Origin of the sequence: Glutamicibacter sp. AOP5-A2-18 (genome assembly GCF_052446055.1) — a bacterium.
Lineage (GTDB): Bacteria > Actinomycetota > Actinomycetes > Actinomycetales > Micrococcaceae > Glutamicibacter.
Genome location: NZ_JBQSVW010000001.1, coordinates 3,098,846 through 3,118,022, shown reverse-complemented (window position 1 = coordinate 3,118,022; position 19,177 = coordinate 3,098,846). Strand labels below are relative to the sequence as shown.

Genomic DNA, 19,177 nt, shown 5'->3' with positions numbered 1-19,177 from the left:
TTAGACTCCATGCTGGGCGAAACGGGTCCCGCGACGAGCGTAGTTGAACCAAGTCATCAGCATCAGCCCGAGGTAGGCCACGATGAAGACGATAAACGCTGGGGTGTAGGAACCGGCGTTGGACATCGATAGTCCCAGGGCCTGCGGAATCAGGAATCCACCGTAGGCGCCAATGGCTGAGATCAGGCCCAGGGCAGCTGCCGACTTGCGTGATGCTTCGGCACCCTTGGAGCCGACACCGAGGGCAAATACTGCGGGGATCATGCGGTAGGTGGAACCGTTACCGATACCCGTGGAGGCGAAGAGCATCAAGAACAATACAAGGAATAGCCAGAAGTTCGCCAGTGGCAAGGTCACCACAACCAGTGCGGTAATCAGAGCCATGGTGGCCAGGGCGGCCACGGTGACCTTTGCTCCACCAATGCGGTCAGCCAGCTTGCCACCATAAGGGCGGGAGAGCGAACCGACCAGTGGGCCCAGGAACGCCAAGGTGATAGTTGCGGTGCCCAGTGGCAAGTGAGAGAAGGCCGGGAAGGTATCAACGATCAGCTTAGGGAAGACGGCAGCAAACCCGATGAAGGAGCCGAAGGTTCCTACGTACAGGCAGGAGATGATCCACAGGTGCTTTTCCTTCAGGCAGGCAATCGCTCCACGAACATCTGACTTAGCTGAAGTCAGGTTGTGCATGTAGCGCCATGCGCCATAAGCGGAGATGAGGATCAATGGAATCCAGATGACACCAGCTAGTGGCAACTGCAGGGATCCGGCTGCAAAAACGGTGATGGCGATGGGAACCAACAGCTGAGCTACGGCGGCACCGAGGTTACCACCGGCCGCGTTCAGGCCCAGTGCCCAACCCTTTTGTGCTGCTGGGTAAAAGTGGGTGATGTTAGCCATCGAGGAGGCGAAGTTGCCGCCACCAAAACCGGTGAGGGCCGCTAGCAGCAGCATGACGCCGAATGGGGTGGAGGTGTTGGCCAGGGCCAAGGAGAGTCCCACCGCGGGGACTAGCAGCAGCAGAGCCGAAACGATGGTCCAGTTGCGTCCGCCGAAGCGAGCAACCATGAAGGTGTATGGGATGCGCAGGGTGGCGCCGATCAGGCTTGGCATGGAGATGAGCCAGAAGAGCTGGGAGGTGCTGTAGGTGAATCCTGCCGTTGGCAGGTAGACAACCACGATGGCAAAAAGCTGCCAGATGCTAAAGCCAAGGAACTCGGCGAAGATGGACCATTTGAGGTTACGGCCGGCGGTCGTTTGACCAACGCCGTTCCAGAAGTTGGAATCTTCAGGGGTCCAGTTGTTGATCCAGCGTCCAGGGCTGATATCAAGGGATGGTGCGCTGGAGGTGCGCAGTTGCGTACCTGGGTCGACTTGTGAACTCACGGCGGTTTATCCCTTCGCAGATGACTGATGCTTAGAGCATGACAAACCGGTATTTCACTTACGTGCGGTGGGTGTTGCACCGAGGGGAACTTAATCTCACCGACCACAATTTTGGGCCGATAGAGATTGGTAATCCGTTGGAAACGCAAAAAACAGCGATTTATTCATAATGTGAAAAAACAATCTCAAAAAGATTGCGAGCCCCAGATCACACTGATACTCTCATACGTGTCTATGGCGGGCACCCATCAATGGGTCGCTATCTACCGGGCGTGCAACTGATAAATTTCAGCAGCCAAGTACGGTCGGGTCGTGGTGGGTTACCTCGTGATGCGTCGTGCTTGACGAAAGCATGAGGAGACACGCGATGAGCGTTAATACCACTGGCCAGGACTATCTTTCGATGGCCATCGACCTTGCCACCCAGAACGTGAACAATGCAGGCGGCCCCTTCGGCGCCGTAGTGGTCACGGCAGACGGACAGGTCTTCGAAGGAGTCAACCGCGTTACCGCAACCAACGACCCATCGGCTCACGCCGAGGTAGTTGCCATCCGCACCGCGGCCGCAGCACTAGAAACGTTCGACTTGAGCGGCTGCGTTCTCTACACCAGCTGCGAACCTTGCCCCATGTGCTTGGCCACCTCATTGTGGGCACGCATCGGCAAGGTCTACTTCGCCGCAGACCGTCACGATGCTGCGAAAGCAGGCTTTGATGACGCAGTCTTCTACGAATATTTCGAGCAAGAATCAAACCGCGCGCTAATGCCGGTGCAACACTTCGAGCACGAATCAGTCCAATATCTCAAGCCTTTCCAGGCCTGGGACTCCTTGGAATCCCGCACCGATTACTAGGCGCCGGTCATGACAACGCTTAGTCGTCAGCAAGCCCCTGTCGCGTCCGCACCAAAACCAAGCGGACCAAAGAAGATTCTCGATTCCTTCTTTAACATCACCGGCCGTGGATCCACCCTCGCCCGCGAGGTTCGCGGCGGGTTGGTGACCTTCTTTACGATGGCCTATATCGTCATCCTCAACCCGCTGATCCTTGGTGGATTCAGCAACGATGCAGCACCGCTTGACATGGCAGGAAACTGGTTGCCGGCAGCCCAGGTGGGAGCGATGACCTCGCTGACGGCTGGGGTGATGACCATCCTGTTTGGCATGGTCGCCAACCTTCCTTTCTCACTGGCCGCCGGGCTGGGGATGAATTCCTTCCTGGCCGTTTCGGTGGTCCAAGATGTCACCTGGCCGGAGGCCATGGGACTGGTAGTGATCAACGGTGTATTGATTGTCATCTTTGGAATGACCGGTATCCGTACTGCGATTTTCCGGGCCATCCCCAAGGACCTGAAGGCTGCCATCACCGTAGGTATCGGACTGTTTATCACCTTCATTGGCTTTGTAGATTCCGGGTTTGTCACCCGCACCCCGGCCGGACCTCCGGTGCAGCTAGGGGAGGGTGGATCAATTGTTTCGATACCGACCATGATCTTTGTCCTCGGACTGCTGATCATGGGGGCGCTGGTAGCCCGCGGAGTACAGGGCGGGATCCTGATTGGCATCATCATCTCTACGGTGCTGGCGGTCATTGCTGAACAGGTCTTTAAGATCGGACCGAGCAGCGATAGCAATCTGCACGGCTGGCATCTGAACATGCCCATACTTCAGGGCAATATTGTCTCGCTGCCAGATCTGTCATTGGCCGGGAACTTTGACTTGCTCGGCTCCTTCAGCCGAATCGGAGTGTTGGCAGCCACCATGCTGGTCTTCACCCTGGTCTTCACGAACTTCTTTGACGCCATGGGTACGATGACGGGTTTGGCCAAAAACGCCGGACTAGCCAGCAAGGACGGCACGTTCCCACGGCTCAAGGCAGCCTTTGTGAGCGAAGGTTTGGGAGCGGTTGCTGGTGGTGCTGGATCTAGTTCGTCCAATACGGTGTACGTTGATTCGGCCGCCGGCATTGGCGAAGGCGCAAGGACCGGACTGGCTTCGGTAATCACCGGAGTATTGTTCCTTGGCTCCATGTTCTTCACACCGCTCACCTCGGTGGTGCCCATGGAAGTGGCCGCCGCAGCGCTGGTCTTGGTAGGAACCATGATGTGCGCGCAGATCCGCGAGATCAACTTTAAGCGGTTCTCTTCAGCCATGCCAGCATTCCTGACCCTGATCACCATGCCGTTGACCTATTCAATTGCCAACGGAATTGGTGCTGGGTTCATCGCCTGGGTTGTGGTCAATACTGCAGCAGGGCGCCACAAGAAGGTGCATCCACTGATGTGGGTCGTGGCCTTCGGATTCCTGATCTACTTTGCCAGAGGACCGCTCACGCTCCTGCTTGGGTGATGTGATCCGGGTTATATTTGAGTTCAGTACGCAGTTGAAGGAGAAACAACCCATGGGTGAAACCACCGCCTGGTCCAAGGGCCAGATCGCGCACGGACACTAACCGCGGTACGTCCCGCACAGTATCCATTTCATTCATGGTGCACCCATTTAGCTGGGTGCAGGAGGTGTTAACGGCATGAGTGCCGAAAATTCACTACAAACCGACTGCCAGATCACGGTCAACGGCAACCCACTGGACTTCAATGGTCCGCCACACAGCAACGCACTAGATTTTTTGCGCAACCAAGGTTTGGTTGGCAGCAAGGAAGGCTGCGCTGAAGGCGAGTGCGGTGCGTGCGCCATTTTGGTGGCACGCACCGATGGCGACGGCAGCCGTTGGACCTCGGTGAACGCCTGTCTAGTTCCAGCCGCGGCCCTAGACGGTCAAGAAGTGATCACCTCTGAAGGCTTGGGTCCGGTTGAAAACCTGCACCCGGTCCAAGAAGAGATGGCTGAGCGTGGAGGGTCGCAGTGCGGTTACTGCACACCCGGCTTCATCTGCTCGATGGCAGCTGAGTACTACCGTCCAGAGCGTTCGGCGCAGGGCACAGCGGAGCCAGGCCATGAATGCGGACCCAATGGTTTTGACCTGCACGCACTATCTGGAAACCTGTGTCGTTGCACCGGCTACCGCCCGATTCGCGACGCCGCCTACGCACTGGGGGAGCCGGCAGCAGATGATCCGTTAGCAGCCCGCCAATCCAACAGCGCACCGGCACCGGTAGCCACCGACCTGTACACCGCCGATACTCCCACCGGTGAACTTGGACGCTTCCGCCGCCCAGCCTCACTGAGCGAAGCGTTACAGATCTTGGCCGATGAACCGCAATCCACCGTCGTGGCTGGCAGTACCGACTGGGGTGTTGAGGTCAATATTAAAGGCGCTCGCGCTCGCAGTGTGGTGGCGATTGACCGGTTGGAAGAATTGCGTCAAATTCGTGGGGAGGATGACTTTCTTGAATTTGGTGCAAGCCTGACCTTGAGTGAGGTGGAACGGCACCTCGCTGGCCGCGTGCCGTTGTTGGGTCAGCTCTTTGGACAGTTTGCGTCCAGATTGATTAGAAACTCGGCCACCATTGGCGGAAATCTTGGCACCGGCTCGCCCATTGGTGACACACCACCGGCCTTACTGGCCTTGGAAGCGCAATTAGTTTTGACCAGCGTGCAAGGTCAACGAGTGGTGGAGCTAGCCCAGTACTTCACCGGCTACCGACAGACCGTGCGTAGTGCAGGCGAGCTGATTACCGCGATCCGCATTCCGCTGCCGCTGGCTACACACACCAGTTTTCAGAAGATTTCCAAGCGACGCTTTGACGATATTTCATCTGTTGCCGTGGGCTACGCGCTGACCGTGGTGGACGGAGTGATCAGCACAGCTCGAATCGGTTTGGGCGGTGTGGCCGCAACCCCGCTCCGTGCGGTGGCCACCGAGGCCATGCTGGAAGGCAAGGCCTGGAATATCACCACGATTCGTGAAGCGGCCGCCGTGATGGCTGAAGAAGGCACACCAATGGATGACCATCGGGCCAGCGCCAAGTATCGCAAAGCGATGCTTGCCTCGTCGCTTGAACGTTTCTACGCCCAACAACTAGCGGTGCAAGCCCCTATGAAGGAGGCGAAGTAATGAGCCAGCTATCTCAACGACCCGAAGCGCCCATTGTTGGTCAGCGTCAACGCCATGAATCGGCCGCTGCCCACGTCACGGGCACCGCGCTGTACACCGATGATCTGGCCCACCGACTTTCGGGAGTATTACACGCCTACCCAGTGCAATCCACCGTGGCCCACGCCAAAATCTTGAACCTGGATACCAGCGAAGCGCTGCATATCCCGGGCGTTATCAAGGTCATCACTGCAGGGGATATTCCCGGAGTTAATGACCAAGGCGCCAAACACGATGAGCCACTGCTGCCGGTAGATGAGGTCATGTTTTATGGCCAACCGGTGGCTTGGGTACTCGGCGAAAATCTGGAAGCAGCCAAGGCCGGAGCCAAAGCAGTTTCCGTGGACTATGAGCCGCTGGAATCCTTGATCACCGTGCAAGATGCCATCAAAGCCGGTAGCTTCCACGGTATTCAGCCGGTGATCCAAAAGGGCGATTGGGATGCAGGTTTTGAACAGGCAGCACACGTGTTTGAAGGTGACTTCGACTTTGCTGGGCAGGAACACTTCTACCTAGAAACGCAGAACTCGTTGGCGCTGATTGATGAGAGTGGACAGATTCTGATTCACTGCTCAACCCAGCATCCCACCGAAACTCAAGACATCGTTTCGCACGTGCTTGGAATACCAGCGCACGAGATTTCCGTGCAGGTGCTGCGCATGGGCGGCGGTTTTGGTGGCAAGGAAATGCAGCCGCACGGTTATGCAGCGGTAGCCGCTTTGGGCGCCAAACTCACTGGGCGTCCGGTGCGGGTGCGGTTGGACCGCACCTTGGATATGACCATGACCGGCAAACGTCATGGCTTCTATGCCAGCTGGAAAATCGGTTTTGATGACCAAGGCCGAATCCTTGCCTTAGACGCGCAGCTCACCGCTGATGGCGGGTGGAGCCTGGACCTGTCAGAGCCAGTGCTGACCCGCGCCATGTGCCATATCGACAACTCGTACTGGATCCCTAATATTCGGGTTGCCGGGCGGGTAGCTAAATGCCACAAAACCTCGCAGACCGCATTCCGTGGATTTGGTGGGCCCCAAGGCATGCTGGTCATGGAAGATATTTTGGGACGGGTCGCCCCGCAACTTGGTATCGAAGCCAGAGAACTGCGCCGACGTAATTTTTACACCGAAGGCCAGGACACTCCCTACTTCCAGCCGGTGCGTCATCCAGAACGTATTGATGCTGCCTGGCAGCAGGTGCTTGATTCGGCAGATATAGCTGGGCGTGAAGCAGAGATTGCTCAGTTCAATGCCAGTAATCCGTACAGCAAGCGAGCGCTGGCTATCACCCCGGTGAAGTTCGGTATCTCGTTTAACCTCACTGCCTTTAACCAAGGTGGGGCACTGGTGCTGGTCTATAAAGACGGATCAGTGCTGGTTAATCACGGTGGCACCGAGATGGGTCAAGGCCTGCACACCAAGATGCTGCAGGTGGCCGCGACCAGTTTGGGTGTTCCGCTATCCAGCGTGCGCATCGCTCCCACACGTACCGACAAGGTGCCCAATACTTCGGCCACCGCCGCCAGCTCCGGCAGTGACCTTAACGGTGGTGCGGTCAAGGACGCTTGTGAGCAGATCCAAGCTCGACTGGCTCACGTGGCGGCCGGAAAGTTTGGGGTTCCAGCTGCAGATGTTCGTTTTGCCCACGGCAAGATCACGGCGTTGGGCAAAACCGAAGAGCTGGAATGGAATGACGTTGTCCGTGATGCCTATATGCAGCGCATCCAGTTATCGGCTGCCGGATACTACCGCACCGAGGGACTGCACTGGGACCTGGCACGCATGACCGGCAGCCCGTTTAAGTACTTCTCTTATGGTGTAGCAGCCAGTGAGGTAGAAGTCAGCTGCTTTGATGGTTCCTACGTCTTGCGTCGAGTCGATATTGTGCATGACGTTGGAGATTCGCTCTCGCCCATGATTGACCTAGGACAAATCGAAGGTGGGTTTGTTCAAGGCACCGGTTGGCTGACCCTTGAAGATCTACGTTGGGACACCTCTGATGGTCCAGGGCGTGGACGGGTAGCAACCCAAGCGGCCAGCACCTACAAGATCCCGAGCTTCTCCGAGATGCCCGAAGTCTTTAATGTTGCCTTGCTGGATAAGGCGCATGAAGAAGGCGTGGTGTACGGTTCCAAGGCTGTTGGTGAACCGCCTTTGATGTTGGCCTTCTCGGTACGCGAAGCATTGCGCCAAGCGGTTGCCGCTTTTGGTCCGGAAGGTAGCTCGGTCACCTTGGCGTCCCCGGCAACTCCCGAAGCGGTGTTCTGGGCTATCGACTCGGTGCGTGAGTAACAGTGGAATCGTGGATTGATGCGGTCACTGCCTTGCGAAGCCAGCGCCGGGCCGCGGTCTTGTTGACGCTCACTGCAGTGCGTGGGCATGCCCCGCGCGAGGCCGGGGCCAAGATGGTCATCTCCCAAGATAAAACCTTTGGCACGGTCGGTGGTGGCAACCTGGAAATGGCTGCCATCACCCGTGCCCGACAGCTGATCAGCGAAGGTGCAACGCGACCGGAAACCATGGAGCTGCGGCTTAATGACAAGGCCCCGGCCACCTATGGTCGGCAATGTTGTGGTGGGGAAGTGAAGCTTTTGCTTGAACCGTTGCCGGTGCCAAAAACTGTGGCGATTTTTGGGTTGGGGCATGTGGGCATGGAGCTGGCCCGTATCCTCTCCCGTCACCCCATTGACCTGTATCTCACGGACTCGCGTCCTGAAGCGATCGAGGCCGCTTCATTGCTACAACACAGTGTTGCTTCAATTCAGGCGCAGGTGGCGGTCATGGGTGAACAGGTGCTCAGTACTCTTCCGGAGGGAAGTCATGTGCTGATCATGACTCATGATCATGCCGAGGACTTCCACCTCAGTGACGCTGCGTTAGCTCATCCTTCGCTGGGATCCATCGGGTTGATTGGTTCCAAAGCCAAATGGACCCGTTTTCGCAAAAACCTGAGCGACAGTGGACACAGCGAACAAGAGATTTCACGGATCCAGTGCCCCATTGGCATTCCTGAGGTCACCGGCAAACAGCCTGCGGTGATCGCGGTGAGTGTTGCCGCGCAGCTAATGCAGCTCTTGGGAGATCACCATACGCAAAGCCAATCTCAGAGTCACAACGTGGTTGAGCTGCGCGCCTAGTCGCCGGCCGGATGCCCAACAAGGTGAGCAGTACGTGGTTTCTGCCTAGAGGTACTGGCAGCAACCACGTACACCACAAAGCCAAGGAGGGTCATGGCCGAGGCTGCCAGATTTATTGCCGTGAAGCTGCCGGAGGAATCCAGTATGAATCCACCAAGCAATGATCCGAGCATGATCCCTGCGCCCAATGCTGCGGTGTTGGCCGTTCCGACCAAAGGGGAGTCTGATCCTGCAAAACGCAGCACAAAAGTTTGCAACGGAGTGAGCAATCCAAACCCGCACGCACCAAGCAAGAATAATGACGGAATGACCACCGTTTTATGGGTGGCGCCAAAAGCCAAGACAGCTAGTACCGTAGCCAGCAAAAGTAATAGGACCACCGTGGTGCGGACCAATGCGCGGTCTGCGGCTTTGCCTGAGAGCGAATTGCCCACTACCAATCCAGCGCCATAGATTCCCAATAGCCAAATTACCTGGCCACTGCTGAACCCTGAAACCTGTGTCAGCATCGGTTCAATAAAGGTAAATGAGGCGAATAGTCCTCCGAAGCCGATCGCAGTGGCGCTCAAAGCCACCCAAAGGCGAGGATTCGTGAAGGGGCGCAAACTGTTTCGGTAGCTAACCGGTTCGAGACTGCGATCGGCAGGCAACAACAAGGCCAGGCCCACCAAACTGATCAGGCTAATGATGGTGACTACTACGAAGGACGCTCGCCAGCCGGCGGCCTGACCGATCAACGTGCCTAAGGGCATGCCCAAGAGCATCGACAGGGTCAACCCGGTGAATACCAGCGCGATGGCGCTGCCCTGCTTTTTGGCTGGAACTAAGCCGGAAGCGGCCACGGAGGCAACGCCGAAAAACGCTGTGTGGGACCACGCGGTGACAAAACGGTTGCCCAGCAAAAATCCGAAGCTCGGGCTTAAAGAGGCGAGGAAGTTGCCCACGGTGAAGATCGCCATGAGTATGAGCAGGGTGCGTTTTGTTGGAAGACGCAGCAACGCCAGCGCCAGAACTGGTCCACACATCTGACCCAACGCGTAAGCAGTGCTGACCATGCCGGCTTGCGCAATGGTGACGTCCAATTCGCCCGAGAGCGATGACAACAGTCCATTGGTCAGAAATTCTGTGCTTCCGATGGCGAAAGCGCCAAGAGCTAAAGCGAGCAGAGCCAGAGGCATAAGAGTGCGGGATCCTTAATGGGTAGTTATTGTCTTAGAATCCATGCTCGCTGGTTTTTCGCGGCGCAAACAGACACCTGCTTTTGGTACTCCTGGCAGGGTTACCTTGATCTTCGTCCGGATGCTAGGTGGAGGACTAGACTGTCCGCGTGACGCAAACCAATGATCTAGGAACCTTCCTCAAACACCGCCGGGCCGCCGTTTCGCCAGCAGACCATGGCATTTCAGTGCGTGGAGGACGCCGGGTATCGGGCCTGCGACGAGAGGAAATTGCCCACCTGGCAGGTGTGAGCGTTGCTTATTACACACGTTTGGAACAGGGCAGTAGTACCAACGCTTCGGAGCGGGTACTAGAAGCGCTAGCAAAGGTGCTGATGCTCGACGAAGCTGAGCGTGCACATCTGAAGGATTTGAATGGTGCGCGGCCCGCCGTCAAGTTGCGCCGACCCAAGGCGGAAAGTGCACCGGCACCGATGTTGGATTTATTGGCTGCGATGCCGCAGGTGCCGGCACTCTTGTTAGGCCGTCGCAATGACATCCTTGCGTGGAATCAGCTCGGGCATCAATTACTTGGTAGCCATTTAGACTTTGACGCACCGCTGAACCCAGCAACGCGTCCATCGACCACCCGCATGCTGTTCCTTGATTCCCAGACTCGAGCCCAAGAGGGTCAATGGGAGCACTGTGCCGGGACCCATGTCGCTTTCTTGCGGATGCTCAGCGGACGCTACCCCGAGGACCGGGACTTAGCCGAGCTCATTGGTGAGCTGATGATGCGCAGCAGTGAGTTCGCAGAATTTTGGGCGAGTACCAAGGTCCGCGAATGCAGCTTTGGACAACGTATCTTGCATCATCCACAAGCAGGAACCATCGAGCTGACTTATCACGTATTGAGCCAGCCGGCATTCCCGGATTATCGGGTCGAGTTCTATACCACCGAAGCTGATAGCCCAAGCCGACTAGCGATTAACACGCTTTCCGGGCGTTAGCCTTGTTGTGCTGCTTCGCGCACCCGGGTGATCTGTTCTGGGCTGACCTGGCAGCAACCGCCGATCAGCCGGGCGCCAGCGGCGATGAGCGCAGGGACAGCGGAAGGAAGGTCGTTGCCTTCAGTTCCCGGAATCCAGACGCGTGCTTCATGATCCCAAATCTCACCGCTGTTCGGGTAGGCGGAGAGTGGAAGATTAGTTTCTTCGCCAAGAATTTTCAGGGCGTCCACCGCTTGAGGCACTGGGCAACAGTTCACACCCACACCTGCCCAGACACCAGAGTCTTCAATCAGCTTGGCAGCTGCGCGAAGATCGGTGCCATCACCCAGCACCACATTTCCTTGCTCATCAGCGCGAACCGCAAGGCTGAGCCAAACTGGCAGCGTCAGCTCCTTGGCCACTGAGGCTAAGGCTTCCACCTCGGCCAGACTAGGCACCGTTTCAAAAATGATCAGGTCTGCGTCGGTCTCGGCCAGAATTTCTACTCGGGCGCGGTGCCATTGAGCCAGCTGCGCAGCATCCAGATCATAGGCGCCATCGTATTCGGTACCCGCACCGGGTCCTGCGCCGTAGGGTCCGACCGAGACGGCGACCCAGCGTGGAGTTTCTGAGGTTTCAGTCGTGGCCGCTTCTCTGGCCAGCCGCACGCTGGTGTGCAGCATGGTTTCGAACTTGTCGGAGGAACCGACACCCGCCAGCCCATCGAGGCTCACTTGGTAGGAGCAAGTGGTCGCAACTTGCGCGCCAGCAGCAAAAAAGTCTTGGTGTGCAGCGCGAACTTCTTCGGGACGGTCCATGAGGATCTGCGCTGACCAAAGTTTCCCAGTGACGTCATTGCCACGTTCTGCTAGATGGGTGCCCAGACCACCATCGAGGATGATCGGTGTGGTGCCTTCGGCACGCAGGGCTTGAAGGAAATCAGCGGGATGCACAGTGATATTCACGTCCTCGAGGGTACAGCCCAAGGCGTTGAAAGACTGAGTTTGACGCCGCATGACTGAAGATGACGTGCACAGCGAAACTAGGTGACAAATCCCGATATTCTGAAACGCATTCATTTCAGAAGGAGCCCCATGACCGAGAGCATCATCAGCAACCAAGAGACCTCAGAATCTGAGTCCGGGCTGCGAAGAACTATGACCTCGCGTCACCTGGTGATGATTGCTTTGGGCGGTGTGATCGGTTCGGGTCTGTTCGTATCCTCTGGTTACACCATCGCTCAAGCCGGACCGCTAGGAGCCGTACTGGCATATGCGGTGGGCGCGCTGGTGGCCTACATGGTGATGAGCGGATTAGGTGAACTTTCAGCACGCTATCCAGTGGCCGGCGGCTTTCACGCCCATGCCACCCGAGATCTTGGTCCGGCGTGGGGCTTTGCTACCGCATGGCTCTACTGGTTGTGCTGGGCAGTAGCCTTGGCCAGTGAGTTCACGGCCGCCGGTCTGCTGATGCAACGTTGGTTCCCCTCGGTTTCCGTCTGGGTCTTTTCACTGATCTTCGCCGCCATCCTCTTTGCGTTGAACGCCATTTCTTCACGTGTCTTTGGTGAGACGGAGTTCTGGTTTGCGCTGATCAAGGTTGCCGCGGTGCTGTTGGTGATCGTTGTGGGTGCTGCGACCATCTTTGGAATCAACCCAGCTAGTGACGCCGGGACTATTGGTCTGTCTAACTTCAACACCGAAGACGGTCTGTTCCCCACCGGAATCTCCGGGGTGCTGGTAACAATCTTGTCGGTGTTCTACGCCTTCAGCGGTACCGAGCTGATCGGTGTAGCCGCCGGCGAAGCCAAGAACCCACAGTTGAGCATCCCTCGGGCCATCCGTACCGCGGTGGTTCGTCTGACCATTTTCTTCATCGGCGCCATTGTTGTGATTGCCGCGATCATTCCCTTTGCTGAAGCTGGAGCGAATGAGTCTCCCTTTGTCACCGTGCTTGACGTGGCCGGTCTACCTGCCGGAGCTGACGTGATGAACTTTGTCATCATCACTGCGTTGCTCTCCGCAGGTAACTCCGGGTTGTACTCCTGCGCTCGCATGTTGCACTCGATGGGTGTTGCCGGGCAGGCTCCGAAGGTACTGTCCAAGACCAATAGCCGTGGCATTCCAATGCTGGCGTTGAGTCTGTCCATGCTCGGCGGACTGGTTTCACTGTTCTCCAGTTTTATCGCTGCCGAGTCGCTGTTCCTCGCTTTGGTCTCTGTGGCGGGTTTTGCTGTAGTGGCTGTCTGGATAGTCATCTGCGCTTCTCACCTGTCATTTAGACGCCACTATGTAGCGGTTCACGGCTCTACTGATTCTTTGCCTTACCGGGCTCCGCTGTTCCCGATCTTGCCAATCATCGCCCTAGTCTTGCTGACCGCTTCACTGGTAGGCGTGGCCTTTGATCCGGTCCAGCGTCCTGCGTTGTGGTTTGGTATTCCATTCACGTTGGTCTGCCTTGGGTACTACCGCTGGCGCCATGGTGCCGGAGTCTTCACCCCAGAACGTGAAGTAGCACGCGTTGCCCAGTAAAAGGGAACTTAGTTCACTGCTGAGGAGTTAAAAGGGGAAACGCGGGCGCAGAGCGCTCCGCTTTCCCCTATATGAGGAGTGATAGTCGTGTCCATGTTTAATAAATTGATCCGCAAGGGCAAGCAAATGGCCGGCGAGTACGTGCGCGAGCAACTCAATGAGCGTAGCTCTAATGGGTCGCAACGTTCGCGTGGCAATGCTCCGACTTATGGACAGCAGCAGCAGTCAGGCTACGGCAATCAGAATTATGCCGGTCAGCAGACGGCGGCTTCTGGGGTTTCGCGAGAAGACCAAGCAGCTATCGAGAAGTACAAGTACATGCTGCGCACCGCTCCACCTCAGGATATGGAGCGTGCCCACACTGAAGCTTTCTCACGGCTGACCCCGCAACAGCGTGCGTTGTTGCAGAATGAACTTTCCGAACAATTGCCGGCGGCAGAACGACCAGTTAGCGATCAGCCTCAAGACTTGGCCCGCGCTGCTACTCGCGCCGAGGTATCGCGTCCAGGGTTCATGGAGAAAATCCTAGGTTCTGGCTCGGGACGCTCACGCATGGCAGGTGGCTTGGCTGCCGGTGCCGGTGGACTCGGTGTAGGTCTGCTCGGTGGTGTCGCAGGCGCCTTCATTGGCACCGCGATTGCCGGACCGTTGCTGGAAGGATTCTCTGGTATCGGTGACGAATTTGGTTCGATCGCCGATGGGTTCGGTGAGAGCCTCTCAGGTGCCGGGGATCAGATCTCCGCAGCTGGCGAGAGCGGTCTGGGCGACTTCCTCGGCGGATCTGGTGGGGACTTTGGTGGCTTCGAGTTCTAAATAGTTCAGCAAAAGCTGGCAGTCACGCAGAGCGCGTGGCTGCCAGCTTTTTCAGTGATTGCGCAAGCTGCACTGTGGCTACAAGGTGGATCTGCAACACAGTTGTGGCCCTTGGCCAACCTTTTCAGTAGTGTTAAGGTTCTAAAATGCAAAGGGGGGGGGAATTGTGCGCATTGGTGAACTGTCGGAACGATCGGGAGTGCCCACGCGGATGCTTCGGTACTACGAAGAGCAGGGCCTACTGACCCCGGGCCGCAGTGAGAACGGGTACCGGTATTATGAGGCGCCACATCTGGAACGAGTGGAAAAGATCCGTGGCCTCATTGAGGCGGGTATCCCCACTCGCATCATCAGCGATATCTTGCCCTGCCTGGATCGGCAGCGGGAAATCGTTGTTGTTGATCCTGACCCAGGATTACGCGAAGTGCTGTTACGGGAGCGCGATCGCATGGCTAAACAGATTAATCTACTGACTCAAAACCGGGATTCCATCACCAGGTATGTTGAGGCGATGGACGGCGTAAAAGTCTTGGCAAGTTAAGCAGGTCACATCTGCTTGGAATTACTTGACCTTCTCATAGGCGTGAAGGTTAGAAAATGATTCCATGACTACTTCACTCACTAATTCTTCCACGGCGCGGAGCAAGCGAAAGCTGCCACTTGGAAGCTTGCTTGCGCTCGCCGCCGCTGGCTTCCTTACCGCAATGCTTGAAACGCTGCCGGCCGGAATCCTGCCGAGACTCAGCGCGGATCTCGGCGTATCAGAAGCCTCCGCCGGACAAACAATTACGGTTTACGCCATCGGCTCCATCGCCGGTGCCATTCCCATCATTAGTGCCACGATGGGATGGCCACGTAAACGGCTGCTTGTTCTAGCCCTATCGGGCTTTGTGATCACCAGTTTGTTGGTAGCCGTCTCACCTTTTTATGTGTTCACCTTGGTAGTCCGCTTTCTCACGGGTATCAGTGCCGGAGTTCTATGGGGCAGTCTGGCCGCCTACGCTGGCCGTCTAGTACCTGCTGAACAACGTGGCCGCGGCGTCACCATCGCCATGGCCGGCACGCCCATTGCTTTGGCGCTAGGCACACCGGCCGGAGTGATCTGCGCCAATGCCATCGGTTGGCGACTAACCTTTGTCCTGATGGCGGTACTCAGTGCAGCGGTGCTCGTCTGGGTCCTGTCAGTCGTTCCCAACTTCCCGGGTCAAGAAAAGTCTCTACGCACTTCACCACTCAAAACTCTTGCCCTGCCTGGAATTGCCCCGATCGTCATCACTTCGGTTCTCTACATCACCGCCCACATCTTGATCTACACCTATGTTGCGGCATTCCTTAATCCGCTAGTCATGTCCACTAGCGTCGGCGCCGTCCTGCTAGTATTTGGTCTCGCCGCGTTACTGGGACTTTGGGGTGTCGGACTGATGATCGATCGTCATCTTCGACGAATGATGATCGGCAGCGTATTGCTCTTTGCACTGGGCATGTTGGTCCTGGCAACCCTTTCACAAACGCCGGCACTAGTGTTTGTTGCGGTCGCCGCGTGGGGCATCGCCTTTGGTGGATCCGGCAGTATCCAGCAAACCGCGCTGACCAATGCCGCGGGGAGCGCAGTGGATACGGCACAGGCCGTCTTGGTCACCGGCTGGAATCTTGGCATTGCCGCCGGCGGAGTACTTGGCGGAATCGTGCTAGCTAACGGTGGACCGTCCACCCTCCCGTGGGCCACTTTGGCACTTTTGGTACCGGTATTTGTTGTGGTCGTGATGTCCCGACGTCACGCATCCCCGGCACCAAATACCAAGTAACCACCCAACAGTTTTGCGCTGATGTCCGACCGTTGGTCAGGGCATCAGCGCAATTAAACTTCATAAGTCCTCATCGAGGCAGGAGCAATAACCACCATGGATAAGCCACAGATGATCTTAGGCATGACTTTGGCCAACGGATACGGCACACAGGGCACTGCCTGGCGTGCACCGGGAGTCGACCCGAACAACTACACCAACTTTGACGCTCAGGTGCGTTACGCGCAGGCTGCTGAACGTGGCAAGTTCGCCTTCCTCTTTCTTCCCGACTTCTTAGGTTTGCAGGCAGATGTGGAACGCGACGCTCCACCGATCACCCTGGAACCCATGCTGACGCTGGCCGCCATTGCCCGGGAAACCGAGCGGATAGGGCTGGTCGCCACCGGGTCGACAACCTTCAACGAACCTTACAACTTAGCCCGCATGTATAAGACATTGGACGTGATGAGCCACGGGCGAGTGGGATGGAATGCTGTCACCACGAGTGATCCAGTATCGGCAGCTAATTTTGGCAAGAATGTTGCACCACGCCCGCAACGTTACGAACGCGCCCACGAAACCATTCAAATTGTTCAAGGTCTGTGGGGCAGCTGGGGGCAGGAAGCCTGGATCAAGGACACCGCCGCAGGATGCTTGGCTGATGCATCAAAGATCCAACCGATCAACATGCAGGGCAAGCAGGTAGCCTCCCGCGGCCCCTTGGCTATTCCGCCTTCGGAACAAGGTCAACCGGTTGTTTTCTCGGCCGGCGGCGGGGAGAACGGAATTGAACTCGCCGGGCTTTATGCCCATGCCGTCATCGGTGCCACGTACACGATTGACGACGCCCGCAGGCAGCGCAATGCCTACCGGGCTGCGGCCAGCCGCGCTGGGCGTAACCCAGATGAAATTAAGTTCTTCGCTGGTGTGCAACCTGCCATCGGAGCAACCAAGCGGGCGGCACTGGACCGACGTGTAGCGCTCGGCGATCAGACCGCACCGTCACGAGTTCCATATTTGGGGAGCATGTTGGGGCGGGAACTGGATGTGAGCCAGATTGACGAACCGTTGCGTCCAGGCCAGCTCGCCGTCGCGCAGGCTAGTGGATTTGATCCACGCTCACAGAGGGCCTTGGAAATTGCTCGCGAGGGTTGGACTATTCGAGACATTCTTGCGCACGGGGTCATTGATTATCATCCGACCCCTGTGGGTACCGCCGGGGTCACCGCTGATCACATGCAGCAATGGTTTGAAGCTGGGGCCTGCGACGGTTTCTGGATCAACATTGATGTTAATGAAGACGGCATCGATACCTTTGTTGACGAGGTGATTCCGCTGCTTCAAGAACGGGGACTTTATCATCATGATTATGAGGGAGCGACACTTTGGGATCATTTGGGTGCTCCAGCGCAGTATGGGCTGGATCCTCGGCTGAATGGTGCCGATGCATGAGTCCGGCCACAAAAATTGATGCGGTAGATTTTCGACGTGCGCTCGGTCGTTATGCGTCGGGTCTTACGGTGATTAGTGGCTTGGATGAGGCAGGACCCATCGGCTTTACCTGCCAGTCTTTTTATAGCGTTTCCATGGAGCCGCCACTGATCTCCTTCAGCGTTATGAAGAGTTCGAGCAGCTATCCAAAAATTCGTGCCACCGGCAAGTTCGCAGTGAATATCTTGTCCGAAGTGCAAGAGTCCGTGGCCAATCAATTTGCGCGCGGCGGCGACGACAAATGGGTGAATATTGTGTGGAAACCAACCGGACAAAACAATCCCGTCATCGATGGCTCGCTCGGCTGGCTCGACCGCAAGATCTGGGCCGAGCACGACGCCGGAGACCACGTGATAGTGATCGGACAAGTCCACGAAATTCACACGGAGCAAACCGATACTGCGGCGCCACTGGTTTATTTTGACGCTCAGTATCGAACGCTAGCCAACGAAGCACGTGTTCTCTAGGCTGAAGCCACGATGCCCGCGTTGTGCGCTAATGTAGCGGCTTCAACGCGCGAACGCACTCCCAGCTTCTTGAACACGTTGCGCGTATGGAACTTTACCGTGTTCTCACTGATGCCCAGGCCACTGGAAATTGCCCGGTTCGATTGACCTGCGGCCAGTAGCTGCAGCACCTCGAATTCTCGGGCAGCCAGCTTCCACTGCGCCAGATCGGCCGGTGTTTGTTCAGGGGCATCGAGCGGGAGCGCGATGGATACATCGGTACCCCAGTCAGGGATGGCTTCCAGTTGCATTTTGCCTGCGAGGGCTTGCACCTGACGGTTGAGCCGCGCAATGGTGGCGGACGCGTGGTCCAAGGCACCGCGTCCGTCATCACGCACGTTAATCAGTAAGTTTTCACCATCGCAGTCCCACTGGGCACGGATCCTGGTGATCTGTTTTTGTTCCATCATCTCTAGCGCTAGCCCGCGCATAATTGAGCGAGCTGCGTGAGCGACTTCGCCGGGCAGGGCTCGGCCATTGGCTGGCGGCTCAACAAGCTGCAATTCAACGCCGCCTGATTCGATCAATGGACGTAAGTCCTCGCGCAACCGGGTGAAAGCACTGACAACAGGTTCCTCGACCAACCCATTAACGCGGTCATCAAGTGAGCGTAATCCGACCAGGGTTTTGGCCGCCATGTCGGTGGTTTTGTTTCGTGCCAACGCATCACTGATCGCAGGGCTGCGCAGGGTCGCCAGCATCAATTCCAGGCTGGTGGAATACTGGTCCACCAATTCGGTGGTCACCCGAGTACGTTCGGTAGACATGGCCCGAGATTCCCGAAGGTAAGAAGGGGAGGCGTCCGCGACCTTCTCGCGGATTCGAGCTGCCGCCAGCTCCCAGAGGTAGCCAAGCAGATCACGGGTATCACCGGCATCGACTACATCTTGTGCCAGTACCGGATTGATAAGTACCAAGATGGCATTGCTCGGCGGATAACGTACAGCAAGAATCTCGCGCTGTTCCCCGCCAATCATGGCCCGACCTAACCACCGATTCTGCTGTGGGTTTGAGCTGCGAATCTCATCTAATTCATTGATGGTCACCCGGGAGGTGATGGCTTCGGGACCCGACTTCTTTTGCGGCCTGCCCGTACATTCTTCGGTGAAAATCAGCAGCGCGGAACAGCGCAGCGACGGAAGCAATGCGGTATGTAGTCGTTCAGCAATTTCCAGTAGTGGGGCGCTGACCAACTGGGAGATCGAGTCGAGTAGCGTCCAGAGTCGCTCCGGGGAGATCCGTTCGCCGGAAGTTGCTTTAGAAGATGGGGCCATAGTCTCGAGTGTAGGCCACGCAACCCGAATGCCCCTACCCGTATGGGTAGGGAAAGACCGTCAA

16 protein-coding genes are annotated in these 19,177 nt (G+C 57.0%); 12 read left to right on the top strand and 4 right to left on the bottom strand.

Annotation, left to right across the window (positions count from 1 at the left end):
* On the bottom strand, positions 1-1,383 hold the full coding sequence (locus ACT3RW_RS14950; protein ID WP_444614306.1) for an MFS transporter: 1,383 nt from the start codon (positions 1,381-1,383) through the stop codon (positions 1-3).
* A gap of 367 nt (positions 1,384-1,750) precedes the next feature.
* Here ACT3RW_RS14950 and ACT3RW_RS14945 point away from each other — a divergent pair, with 367 nt between their 5' ends.
* The 5 genes from ACT3RW_RS14945 to xdhC all read left to right on the top strand — a co-directional run bounded on the left by ACT3RW_RS14945 (position 1,751) and on the right by xdhC (position 8,568).
* A complete protein-coding gene (locus ACT3RW_RS14945) occupies positions 1,751-2,236 on the top strand; it encodes a nucleoside deaminase (protein WP_131089262.1) in 486 nt (161 codons plus the stop codon).
* Between the two features lie 9 nt (positions 2,237-2,245).
* On the top strand, positions 2,246-3,730 hold the full coding sequence (locus ACT3RW_RS14940) for an NCS2 family permease (protein ID WP_444614305.1): 1,485 nt from the start codon (positions 2,246-2,248) through the stop codon (positions 3,728-3,730).
* 178 nt (positions 3,731-3,908) lie between these two features.
* Positions 3,909-5,396 (top strand): xanthine dehydrogenase small subunit, encoded by a 1,488-nt coding sequence (locus tag ACT3RW_RS14935; protein WP_444614304.1) that lies wholly within the window; start codon positions 3,909-3,911, stop codon positions 5,394-5,396.
* Complete coding sequence (gene xdhB / locus ACT3RW_RS14930) at positions 5,396-7,723, top strand: xanthine dehydrogenase molybdopterin binding subunit (protein WP_444614303.1); 2,328 nt, start codon at positions 5,396-5,398, stop codon at positions 7,721-7,723. Before ACT3RW_RS14935 ends, xdhB begins: the two co-directional genes overlap by 1 nt.
* Positions 7,724-7,725: 2 nt before the next feature.
* Entirely contained in the window at positions 7,726-8,568 is an 843-nt protein-coding gene (gene xdhC / locus ACT3RW_RS14925) for a xanthine dehydrogenase accessory protein XdhC (protein WP_444614302.1), read from the top strand.
* Here the strand turns inward: xdhC and ACT3RW_RS14920 are convergent.
* Entirely contained in the window at positions 8,565-9,746 is a 1,182-nt protein-coding gene (locus ACT3RW_RS14920; protein ID WP_444614301.1) for an MFS transporter, read from the bottom strand. The genes xdhC and ACT3RW_RS14920 overlap by 4 nt on opposite strands.
* 149 nt (positions 9,747-9,895) lie before the next feature.
* Here ACT3RW_RS14920 and ACT3RW_RS14915 point away from each other — a divergent pair, with 149 nt between their 5' ends.
* A complete protein-coding gene (locus tag ACT3RW_RS14915; RefSeq protein ID WP_444614300.1) occupies positions 9,896-10,735 on the top strand; it encodes a helix-turn-helix transcriptional regulator in 840 nt (279 codons plus the stop codon).
* Here the strand turns inward: ACT3RW_RS14915 and mmuM are convergent.
* Positions 10,732-11,667, bottom strand: coding sequence for a homocysteine S-methyltransferase (gene mmuM, locus ACT3RW_RS14910; protein ID WP_444614299.1), 936 nt, complete (start codon positions 11,665-11,667; stop codon positions 10,732-10,734). The genes ACT3RW_RS14915 and mmuM overlap by 4 nt on opposite strands.
* Positions 11,668-11,808: 141 nt before the next feature.
* On the opposite strand from mmuM, the gene ACT3RW_RS14905 reads away from it, so the two are divergent.
* The 6 genes from ACT3RW_RS14905 (at position 11,809) to ACT3RW_RS14880 (ending at position 17,800) form a co-directional block, all read left to right on the top strand.
* Positions 11,809-13,245, top strand: coding sequence for an amino acid permease (locus tag ACT3RW_RS14905; RefSeq protein WP_444614298.1), 1,437 nt, complete (start codon positions 11,809-11,811; stop codon positions 13,243-13,245).
* Between the two features lie 93 nt (positions 13,246-13,338).
* Positions 13,339-14,058, top strand: coding sequence for a hypothetical protein (locus ACT3RW_RS14900; protein ID WP_444614297.1), 720 nt, complete (start codon positions 13,339-13,341; stop codon positions 14,056-14,058).
* A gap of 166 nt (positions 14,059-14,224) precedes the next feature.
* Positions 14,225-14,599, top strand: coding sequence for a MerR family transcriptional regulator (locus ACT3RW_RS14895; protein ID WP_444614296.1), 375 nt, complete (start codon positions 14,225-14,227; stop codon positions 14,597-14,599).
* Between the two features lie 64 nt (positions 14,600-14,663).
* Positions 14,664-15,863 (top strand): MFS transporter, encoded by a 1,200-nt coding sequence (locus tag ACT3RW_RS14890; RefSeq protein WP_444614295.1) that lies wholly within the window; start codon positions 14,664-14,666, stop codon positions 15,861-15,863.
* 96 nt (positions 15,864-15,959) lie between these two features.
* A complete protein-coding gene (locus ACT3RW_RS14885) occupies positions 15,960-17,294 on the top strand; it encodes an NtaA/DmoA family FMN-dependent monooxygenase (protein WP_444614294.1) in 1,335 nt (444 codons plus the stop codon).
* The gene (locus tag ACT3RW_RS14880) at positions 17,291-17,800 is read left to right on the top strand and encodes a flavin reductase family protein (RefSeq protein ID WP_444614293.1); all 510 of its coding nucleotides are present in this window, start codon (positions 17,291-17,293) and stop codon (positions 17,798-17,800) included. Before ACT3RW_RS14885 ends, ACT3RW_RS14880 begins: the two co-directional genes overlap by 4 nt.
* Here the strand turns inward: ACT3RW_RS14880 and ACT3RW_RS14875 are convergent.
* On the bottom strand, positions 17,797-19,113 hold the full coding sequence (locus tag ACT3RW_RS14875; RefSeq protein ID WP_444614292.1) for a LuxR C-terminal-related transcriptional regulator: 1,317 nt from the start codon (positions 19,111-19,113) through the stop codon (positions 17,797-17,799). The genes ACT3RW_RS14880 and ACT3RW_RS14875 overlap by 4 nt on opposite strands.
* Positions 19,114-19,177: the final 64 nt, after the last annotated feature.

Excerpts from the sequence above, each read along its gene's own strand:
- ACT3RW_RS14945 (WP_131089262.1), top strand. The coding sequence starts at position 1,751 with ATGAGCGTTAATACCACTGGCCAGGACTATCTTTCGATGGCCATCGAC.
- ACT3RW_RS14940 (WP_444614305.1), top strand. The coding sequence starts at position 2,246 with ATGACAACGCTTAGTCGTCAGCAAGCCCCTGTCGCGTCCGCACCAAAA.
- ACT3RW_RS14935 (WP_444614304.1), top strand. The coding sequence starts at position 3,909 with ATGAGTGCCGAAAATTCACTACAAACCGACTGCCAGATCACGGTCAAC.
- xdhB (WP_444614303.1), top strand. The coding sequence starts at position 5,396 with ATGAGCCAGCTATCTCAACGACCCGAAGCGCCCATTGTTGGTCAGCGT.
- ACT3RW_RS14920 (WP_444614301.1), bottom strand. The coding sequence starts at position 9,746 with ATGCCTCTGGCTCTGCTCGCTTTAGCTCTTGGCGCTTTCGCCATCGGA.
- ACT3RW_RS14905 (WP_444614298.1), top strand. The coding sequence starts at position 11,809 with ATGACCGAGAGCATCATCAGCAACCAAGAGACCTCAGAATCTGAGTCC.
- ACT3RW_RS14900 (WP_444614297.1), top strand. The coding sequence starts at position 13,339 with ATGTTTAATAAATTGATCCGCAAGGGCAAGCAAATGGCCGGCGAGTAC.
- ACT3RW_RS14890 (WP_444614295.1), top strand. The coding sequence starts at position 14,664 with ATGACTACTTCACTCACTAATTCTTCCACGGCGCGGAGCAAGCGAAAG.
- ACT3RW_RS14885 (WP_444614294.1), top strand. The coding sequence starts at position 15,960 with ATGGATAAGCCACAGATGATCTTAGGCATGACTTTGGCCAACGGATAC.
- ACT3RW_RS14880 (WP_444614293.1), top strand. The coding sequence starts at position 17,291 with ATGAGTCCGGCCACAAAAATTGATGCGGTAGATTTTCGACGTGCGCTC.
- ACT3RW_RS14875 (WP_444614292.1), bottom strand. The coding sequence starts at position 19,113 with ATGGCCCCATCTTCTAAAGCAACTTCCGGCGAACGGATCTCCCCGGAG.